Source organism: bacterium, from assembly GCA_030655055.1.
GTDB lineage: Bacteria > Edwardsbacteria > AC1 > AC1 > EtOH8 > UBA5202.
On the sequence record JAURWH010000037.1, the window covers coordinates 1 to 8,667 of the forward strand.

Consider the following 8,667-nt stretch of genomic DNA (forward strand, 5'->3'; position numbering starts at 1 on the left):
ATGTTCATCGGCAGCTGGACGCTGGCGCTGTCTATGGTGAACTCCCGTCCCAGAACCTCGGACAGGGTAACATCGGCCTTGATTTTAAGCTTATCCTTGAATGGCCGGCTGTTCAAATAAAGAGCTGTGCCAAAAAGGATCAGCAGGATCGCGGTGGCAGATGCAATAATGATTATTTTTCTGGTCTTATGCGGCATCAGAAGGCGTGCCCCAGGTTGATGTATATCAGTCCGCCGTTGACTTCCATCTTGCCCTCGGTCTTGACGGCATAGTCCAGCCGGACCGGGCCGATCGGGGTATAGAACCTGAAGCCCAGACCCGTGCCGCCGTGGTAGTGTTTCCATTTCACCGATTCAAAATCGGCCCAGACGTTTCCGGCGTCGACAAAAAGGCAGGCCCCGAGCATCTTATAGACCGGGATCCTCAGTTCCAGGTTGCCGTTGACCAGCATGTTGACTGTGCTGAAGGTATCGGCGGAGATTTCATCCTGGGAATAACCCCTCAGATTCATGGCCCCGCCCAATTTCAGCCTTTCCTGGATGGGCACCGGACCCACCCGGTTGAAGGTATAGATCCCAGAGGCCTTGGCGTGCCAGGCCAGGATGAAGCTGCGTCCCAGATGATGGAAAAAGGCAGCCTCTCCGGTGCTCTTGCGGTAATCGTTGGAGCCTCCCAGCACCGACCCGGCCTGGTCCAGCCTGGCGCTGAGGTTATAACCCCGGGTGGGGTTGAAGATGTCGTCACGTTTATCGGCCGTGGTGCTTACAAAAACATCGCTGGTGGTGTTGTTCGTCTCTTCCAAAAACTCATATTTATAGCCCAGATAGACCTGAATTAACCTGGTCAGGGATTTTCCCACCTTGGCTTCGCCGCCCAGCCTGCTTAAAGGGGACCAATAGGAGGCCTCATCCCTTTGTTTTTTATAATAGATGCTGCCGCTGGCCCTCAAAGGAAGCGACAAGAAATACGGTTCCAGATAATCCAAGAAATAGTTGTTGGTATAGGGATGCAGGCCGTCCTTATTTTGCAGACCGTACCCGATATCTGTCTTTAATGTGATCTTCTGCAGGTTGCCGAAAATATTATCGCTTCCCCATTCCAGCCCCAGCTGCAACCGGTCCGGCTGCTGGTAACCGAAGTTGAAACCGTACCAGTTGTTATTATCCTCTTTGACAAAGAGCAGCAGATTGACGGTATCTGATTTATCCGCCAGGCCTTCCATCTCGAACCGGACCTCGGTGAACAGCCCCAGGGCATATACCCTCTGCTGGTTGTGATAGACCCGGGAAGGCATCAGCAGGCTGCCTGAAGCAAGGTTCATTTCCCGTTTGATGACCTTTTGGGATACTCCTTTATTGCCGGATATCCGGATCAGCCCGATGTAGACCGGACTGCCCTCGTTTATACGGTAGACGATGTTGGATACGTGGGCATCCTCAGTTTTAATGATGGTGTCCTTGACCGAGGCGTAAAGGTACCCTTTTTCAGCGTAGAGGGCGACAATGCCAGAAGAGGTTTGTTTGACAGCCGCCAGATTCAGGGCATCTCCGCCCTTGACCTTTAACAGGGACAACAGCACGGAATCGGAGTACAGCTCATTTCCCTGAAACTGGATCTGGCCGATGGCCGAGAGCTGTCCCTCGTTTATGGCCAGGATGTAGTCCAGCTCCTGGGTCTCTTGGTTAACCTTCATGGTCGTGTTCTCGAACTTGGCCTCCAGATAGCCCTTCTTCTGGTACATGTAGATGATCTTGCGGCGGTCCTGTTGAAAGGTAAAATCGTCGAATCGCTGACCCCGCTGGCTGGTCATCTTGCCGGTCAGCTGGCCCTGGGAAAAAATGGTGTTGCCGGTAAAAGTGACCTGGCCCAGTTTAAGCCGGGGGCCGGTCTCTTCCACCGGTTCCTTAAGCCCGGTCTGCGCCTTTTTGGCGCAGCCAGACAGCGCTAAGCAGGCAGCCAGTATGATTATGTTAAATCTTATTATACGCACTTTTTAGATCAAAAGTTTTCCGTTTTTCATCAGTTGTTTCCCGTCCAGCCAGACATCGGGGCTTTTCACTATCCCATCCTGGTGGCTGGGAACCTTGACCCTGCCGCCGAACCCGGAGTTATCGCCAAAGGCGATGTGGATGGTGCCTAGGACCTTTTCATCCTCCAGCACGTTCCCGGTTATTCTGGCCCGGGGATTGATCCCGATACCGAACTCAGCCACGTTCAGGCCGTTCTGGCCGTGGGCCGATATGGTATTCCACAACTCTTCAGCCTGCCGGCCATTTTCCACCCCCGCCGCAAAACCATTGGCAACGGCTATCCTGATGGGTTTTTGAATGGGCCAGAGATCCGCTATGGAGCCGTCGATCACCAGCAGACCGTTGGCGCTGCCCTCCACCGGGGCCGTGTAGACCTCGCCGGCCGGCAGGTTGGTAAAACCGCCCTGGGAATGGATGATCCCGTGATCGGGGTGGGCCTGGCGGCCCTTGATGGAAAATATCAGATCGGTTCCTGCCTTGGTGGTGATCCGGACCTGGCTGGCCCGGCTGACGATCCGGGAGAGCTTTTCCCCGACCCTTTTAATGGCCTGATGATCGGCACATAGGGTCCTGACGATCATATCCCTGGTCGCCCCCGGCATGCTGGCTATCCGGGCCCCTTTGTCTGAAGCCTGGCGCCGGGCCTGGGTGTGCGATAATGATTTTGATGTCAGCATGAAGATCACATCCGACTCCTGCATCATCCTGGCAATGGCTTTCGGCGGCTCCTGGCCGTTGTTCTGCCTTGGGGGCATGCAGGCCAAAGCGACCTCACGGGCATAACCCTGGGCTTGCTGGTAAAAAAGGCCGGCTGTTTCTATCATTTGATCGTCGGTGACGATCAGCACGGTCTCCTGCGGTTTCACACCCAGACAATCGGTCAGGGCTATTTTGATAGATCTTTCGAGATTTTTCATTGCGACCTGTTTTTATATTATTTTTCAGTAATATTTATCTGTTCATTTAGCCCAGGCATTAATGCCTGGGCTAAATGAAATAAATTGATCACATCGGAACATGTACCCTTCTGATCTTGGCCCCCAGTTTCTTCAGCTTCCTCTCCCAGTTCTCATAACCCCGGTCCAGATGGTATATCCGGTTGATCTCGGTCCGGCCCTCGGCCGCCAGGGCCGCTATCACCAATGCCGCCGAAGCCCGCAGGTCGGAGCCCATCACCGGGGCTGCGGTCAGTTTGGGCACGCCCCTGACTATGGCGGTGTTGCCTTCTATCTTGATGTCGGCACCCAGCCGCTGCAATTCCGGAACATGCATGAAACGGTTCTCGAAGATGGTCTCGGTAACGGTCGAGAGGCCGGAACAAACCGTGGTCAGGGCCATTACCTGGGGCTGCATGTCGGTGGGGAAGCCGGGATAGGGGGCTACCAGTATTTCCATCGGTTTCAGACGGCGCCGGGCCTCCACCGTCACCATTTCATCGCCCTGGGCTATCTTGACCCCGGCCTTTCTCAAGGTCTCGATCACCGCAGTCAGGTGGTCGGGACGGCAATCCTCGATGGTCACGCATCCCCCGGTGATGGCGGCGGCGGCCATCAGCGAGCCGGCCTCGATCCGGTCGGGGATCATCCTGAACTGGCAGGGATGCAGTTCCTCAACGCCTTCGATGGTGATCACCGGAGTGCCTGCCCCAATGATCTCAGCCCCCATGCAGTTGAGCATCTCGGCGGTGGAGACCACCTCCGGTTCGCAGGCCGCCGACTCGATCACGGTCCGGCCCTGGGCCAGCACGGCGGCCATCATCACGTTGATGGTGGCTCCTACCGAGACCCCGTGGCTTCCGGCCAGCTGGAACTTGGCGCCCTTGAGCTTTGGCGCCTGGGCCTGAACGTAGCCGTGCACTATGTCGATCTTGGCCCCCAGGGCCTCCATCCCCTTCAGATGAAGGTCCATCGGCCTGGCCCCGATGGCGCAGCCGCCGGGCAGCGAGACCCGGGCCTTGCCGAACCTGGCCAAAAGTGGCCCCAGCACATAGTACGAAGCCCTCATCTGCTTTACGATCTCGTACTCGGCTTCGCACTTCAGCTTTTGGGGAACATCTATCTCCATGGTCCCGCCCGAGAATTCCACCTTGGCCCCCAGCCGCAACAGCAACCTCCGCATGGTCCGGACATCCATCACGTTGGGCACATTGGTCAGCACCGTTTTTCCGCAGGCCAGCAGCGCGGCCGCCAAAGCCGGCAGGGTGGCGTTCTTGGCCCCGGATACTTTGACGGTTCCCTTGAGCTCGCGTCCGCCGTCTATTACAAACTTATCCATCTTGTCCTTGTGCTCGATTAAGGGGTTAAGCAGGTGGTCAGGCAATGATTGAGATGCCAGAACATACTGCCCGGCGATGTTCGAGAAGTCATATAACTTGCCCGGCAACGTTTGAACATTCAAACGTCATTACAACCCCCTGCCGGACATTTCCAACGTTGCCTTGCAATCAGGCCTTACATCTCCAGCGGGCCTGCGTGCTTCGCCCTATTTCTTGCTCCCGGTCAGCGGTTCGGCCTCGTCGATCAACATGATCGGAATGTCGTCCTTGATATTGTAGCCCAGCTTGCAGCTCCAACATAAAAGCTTTTGTTCCTTGGGCCGGTATTCCAGCTCGCCCTTGCATTTGGGGCAGGCCAGTATTTCCAGTAATTTGGGATCCAGCATATGACCTCCGTTTTTTAGCGGTTAATCTAAAATTATACTAATAAGACAGTTACAAGTCAATAATATTTATCATTTGATCCGCTTCCGGGGAATATACCGTAATAAAGAGATGCCCGCAAATTCCTGTTCCTCAATCAAACTGTATTTTCGGGCCAGCTGGCCCTTGATCAGTTCAACCGAATCCGGATTTTGTACATGGGTAACTATCAACCAAAGTCCGGCCCTGGACCGCTTGAGGGCCTTGATGTCATCCACCCCCTCCACTTCCGTTACTTTGGATGAATCGGGCGCATAATAATAGGACAGGGCCAGCGACATGTCATCGTAATCATTCTCCTGATAGATCAGCACCATGTCCTTGGGTGCTTGCCTGGACTTGATATAATTGACGGTTCCCCGCCATTCCTCTATCTTTGGTTTCTGGTAATAAGCCAGCAGGGGCTGCACCGAAGAGGCTGCTATCAGCAGGACCATTATTATCCTGGCCGTCCGGTGCTCCAGCTTGGCGATGCCCTCGGCCGCCAGCAGGTACAGGGGAATGGAGGCGAAGATCAGGTATTTGATCTGGTAGACCGAGAAGGCCAGCGAAGAAAAGGCAAAGGCCGCCAGGATCGGGAGCCACCACCAGGCCAGATAGATCTTGGCCCGGAACCGGTGCTCCCCCTCGTAGATCAACATCGACAGCAGCCCCAGCAGCACCGTCAAACCAAGCGATACCAGGCTCCACAGGCTTTGTCCCAGAAAATATTTCAACGTATTCCAGATATCCCAATAGTCCGGACGCCGGATCCAGAAATTCCGGCTGACCTCCCCCGCCGCCCGCAGGAATACCGGCAGGACCGGAAGAAACAGCAGGGCTATGGCCGACCCCAGGCCCAGCCACCATAACAGTTCTTTCCCCGGATGTTTTTTTTCTTCTATCAGGTGGAATATCCAGATCAGGCTCTGGGACAACGGGATCAAAAACCCATAGGGATGAGTATAGAGGCACAGCGCGGTGAAGGCAGCATAAGCCGTTCCGGTCATCCATTTATGTTCATCCAGCCACACCAGCAACAGGTCGAAAGAAAGCAGCGACAGAAGGACCAATAATGAATAGCCCCTGGCCTCCTGGGAATATTCCACGTGAAAGGGCGAGACCGCAAGGATCAGGGCCGCCACCAGGGCGGTGCGGCGGCCGGATATTCTGACGGTTAGATTGTAAAGGGCCGCCACCGAGGCTATACCAAAGACTGCCGACAGCGAGCGGGCGGCCGTCTCGGAGGTTCCGAACAATAACAGCCAGAAGTGCAGTAGGATCTGATACAACGGCGGGTAGATCTGGCCTTTGACCAGTATCACCGCGGTTTTCAGATCGACCGCCGCCAGGGCCACGCTCCAGGCCTCGTCGTACCAAAGGCTTTTGCTGCCGATACCCAGGAAACGCAGCCAGGCGGCCAGGCCCAGCACCAGCCAGAACATCACCATCTGACCGCGTTCTTTCCAGATATTATTGAGAATACCGGCCATTAATATCTATTTGCTCCCGCACAGAACATCGGTAAAGGTTTTGACTATCAGCTTGACCGATCCGGCCACTTCCCGGGTCATGGGCTGGTCCAGCTTGATGTGCCCGGCCTGGATCCCCAGGGCTATCACCTTGGCCGTGCCCATCTGCTCCAGGTAACCGGCCAGGAACGAAAGCGGCAGAGTATGGGTGGAATGCATCATGGTATGCATCTGCGTGGTGTCCAAAAAGGCCACCGCTCCCGGTCCCAGGTTCATGTCGGCCGCATCCACCATCACCACCAGGTCCGGCTGAAGCTTGCGAATGGCCCCGGTGAAATTCTCCGGAGTGGTGCTGGTCTCAAATACCTCAATTTTTATTTTTGATATTTGATTTTTGAATTTATGGCGCAGCTCCCGGGCCAGCAGCGCTCCGGCCGCATCGTCCCCCATCATCTCGTTGCCGATGCCCAACACCGCTATGTTCCTGGCCCCGGCCAGATGTTCGGTAAGTTTTAACTGCCATTCTTCCATATATTGTTCCTCACATATTCACTTTTTGCTTTATCATTAACTTTGAGACGGGACTTGCCACTGAACCACAGAATTGCTGAAAACACGGGAAAACCCATCAGGCAAATAGTAACTGTGATTCCTCTTTTGAGATTTCCGTGTTTCTGTGGTAAAGGTACTATGGAGGATATTGGGCCCTTGTGCAAAATGGCCGGACAATCATTGTGCCCGGCCATCCGTTAAATACATTAATTATGAGCCCCCAGCGCGCTAGCGCCGATCCCCGGCGTTACTTGTAGATTATCTTGAGCGCCCCCCGGTCAAAGGCCCCGTCCTCGAACTCGGAATTCAGGTGAATGGCCTTCTTGGGACAGATCTCCTCGCACTGGGCACAGTGGGAGCAGCGGTCCAGGTAAAAGGTCATGGAGAACTTCTTGGAAACCTTGCCCTGGTCGTCGGTGGTCTCCGATTCCTTGTGGATCTCCAAAGCTTCGGAAGGGCAATCCTTGACGCACATCTGGCAGCCGATGCACAGCTTGGGGTCCATCACCGGATGGCCCCGGAAGCCTTTGGGAACGGAGAGTTTCTGGAAGGGATAGGGAATGGTGGCCACTTTTTTAAAGAGGTGCTTCATCACCTCGGGCAGCATGGCTCCTAATTTTAAACTCATGGCATATACCCTTTAATAAAGATGACGATGACTAATTGCAGCAGGGCCAGCGGGGCCAGATACTGCCAGCTGAAGGCTACCATCTGGTCTATCCTGATCCTGGCGGTGACCGCCCTCATGGCCGAAAGGATGAAAACGATGACCAATGTCTTGATGACGAACCAGATGAACCCGGGGATCAGTCCGCCCGGGAAACCGCCCAGGAACAGGGCGGACAGGAAACCGGCCCCCACCACCATCTGGACATCGGCCAGCAGGCGGAACATGGCCAGCTTGCGGCCGGAATATTCGGTAAAGGCCCCGCCCACCACCTCGGTCTCGGCGTGGGGGATGTCGAACGGCACCCGTTCCAGCTTGGCCTGCAGGGCTATCACCCCGACCCCGAAGCCGATCAGGTTGAACAGCATGTACAGGGGATGGGCCTGAAAGTAGGCCGCTATGTCGGCCAGCCGCCAGCTGCCGGCCATGACGGCCGGTGACAGGATGGCCAGGAACATCGGGACCTCGTAGGCGAAAAGCAGGGTCAGCACCCTGACACCGCCGATGGCCGCGTACATGCTGGTGGAGGTCCACCCCGCCAGGAAATAGGCAAAGGTGGGCAGCGCCAGCAGATACGCCATCACTATGATGTCGCCCTGGAACGAGGTAGCCGACTCGATCCCCTTGGTAAAGTGCCAGACCGGAAGCAGCAGGCCCGAGGTCAGCACCGCAGCCAGGGCAAAGACCGGCACCGCGTTGAACAGCCCCTTGTCGGCCGACTCGGGCACGATGTCTTCCTTGGCCATCAGTTTGACGAAATCGGCGATGGGCTGCAGCAGGCCGTGGCTGCCGGTATGCATCGGCCCCATCCGGTTCTGGAACTTGGCGTACAGCTTCCGGTCCACCCATTCCACGAAGGTGGAATAGACGAACAGGAACAGCAGGCCGGGATAGACCAGGATATAAAGGAATACTTTTAAGATGTCCATGAAACCTCTTTATTTTAGATCTATTTTATTGATACAAGTTTCCCTGTTGTAGTATTCCCATTAACACGATATTGATAATAATAAATACCTTTTGCAATTTTACTTGCATCCCATTTTAAGTTATATACACCTTTTTCTAAATATTTGTTAACCAAGGTATTTACTTCTTGACCTAATAAATTATATATCTTAAAAGATACAGCACTATTATTATTCAAAGTAAACTTAATGTTTACTTTGCTGTTGAATGGATTCGGGAAGCATTGCACAGATGCTTCATTAATATTTCCGGGCAAAGCGGAACTCTTAAGTATATCAAAAGTATGAGTTTCAGCATACC

At 54.6% G+C, this 8,667-nt stretch carries 10 protein-coding genes; all 10 read right to left on the reverse strand.

The genetic code is table 11. From position 1 onward, the window contains the following. A partial coding sequence (locus Q7U71_01615; GenBank protein MDO9390450.1) for a hypothetical protein occupies positions 1–197 on the reverse strand: 197 nt, incomplete at its 3' end. Continuing rightward, a complete protein-coding gene (locus tag Q7U71_01620) occupies positions 197–1,990 on the reverse strand; it encodes a BamA/TamA family outer membrane protein (GenBank protein ID MDO9390451.1) in 1,794 nt (597 codons plus the stop codon). The genes Q7U71_01615 and Q7U71_01620, both read right to left, overlap by 1 nt. 3 nt (positions 1,991–1,993) lie before the next feature. Beyond that, entirely contained in the window at positions 1,994–2,947 is a 954-nt protein-coding gene (locus tag Q7U71_01625) for an aminopeptidase (GenBank protein MDO9390452.1), read from the reverse strand. Between the two features lie 88 nt (positions 2,948–3,035). Beyond that, positions 3,036–4,304, reverse strand: a complete 1,269-nt coding sequence (gene murA / locus Q7U71_01630) for a UDP-N-acetylglucosamine 1-carboxyvinyltransferase (protein ID MDO9390453.1) — start codon at positions 4,302–4,304, stop codon at positions 3,036–3,038. Between the two features lie 207 nt (positions 4,305–4,511). Further along, positions 4,512–4,691 (reverse strand): Trm112 family protein, encoded by a 180-nt coding sequence (locus Q7U71_01635; GenBank protein ID MDO9390454.1) that lies wholly within the window; start codon positions 4,689–4,691, stop codon positions 4,512–4,514. Between the two features lie 69 nt (positions 4,692–4,760). After that, the gene (locus tag Q7U71_01640) at positions 4,761–6,200 is read right to left on the reverse strand and encodes a glycosyltransferase family 39 protein (GenBank protein ID MDO9390455.1); all 1,440 of its coding nucleotides are present in this window, start codon (positions 6,198–6,200) and stop codon (positions 4,761–4,763) included. Positions 6,201–6,206: 6 nt separating this feature from the next. Further along, positions 6,207–6,710, reverse strand: a complete 504-nt coding sequence (locus Q7U71_01645) for a hydrogenase 3 maturation endopeptidase HyCI (protein ID MDO9390456.1) — start codon at positions 6,708–6,710, stop codon at positions 6,207–6,209. A 268-nt stretch (positions 6,711–6,978) separates the two neighbouring features. After that, complete coding sequence (locus tag Q7U71_01650; GenBank protein ID MDO9390457.1) at positions 6,979–7,359, reverse strand: 4Fe-4S binding protein; 381 nt, start codon at positions 7,357–7,359, stop codon at positions 6,979–6,981. Then, positions 7,356–8,327 (reverse strand): NADH-quinone oxidoreductase subunit H, encoded by a 972-nt coding sequence (locus tag Q7U71_01655; GenBank protein MDO9390458.1) that lies wholly within the window; start codon positions 8,325–8,327, stop codon positions 7,356–7,358. The genes Q7U71_01650 and Q7U71_01655 overlap by 4 nt, the downstream gene beginning before the upstream one ends. Before the next feature lie 20 nt (positions 8,328–8,347). Beyond that, positions 8,348–8,667 (reverse strand): T9SS type A sorting domain-containing protein (locus tag Q7U71_01660; protein ID MDO9390459.1); only part of this gene is annotated, 320 nt, incomplete at its 5' end.

Excerpts from the sequence above, each read along its gene's own strand:
- Q7U71_01625 (MDO9390452.1), bottom strand. The coding sequence starts at position 2,947 with ATGAAAAATCTCGAAAGATCTATCAAAATAGCCCTGACCGATTGTCTG.
- murA (MDO9390453.1), bottom strand. The coding sequence starts at position 4,304 with ATGGATAAGTTTGTAATAGACGGCGGACGCGAGCTCAAGGGAACCGTC.
- Q7U71_01635 (MDO9390454.1), bottom strand. The coding sequence starts at position 4,691 with ATGCTGGATCCCAAATTACTGGAAATACTGGCCTGCCCCAAATGCAAG.
- Q7U71_01640 (MDO9390455.1), bottom strand. The coding sequence starts at position 6,200 with ATGGCCGGTATTCTCAATAATATCTGGAAAGAACGCGGTCAGATGGTG.
- Q7U71_01645 (MDO9390456.1), bottom strand. The coding sequence starts at position 6,710 with ATGGAAGAATGGCAGTTAAAACTTACCGAACATCTGGCCGGGGCCAGG.
- Q7U71_01650 (MDO9390457.1), bottom strand. The coding sequence starts at position 7,359 with ATGAGTTTAAAATTAGGAGCCATGCTGCCCGAGGTGATGAAGCACCTC.
- Q7U71_01655 (MDO9390458.1), bottom strand. The coding sequence starts at position 8,327 with ATGGACATCTTAAAAGTATTCCTTTATATCCTGGTCTATCCCGGCCTG.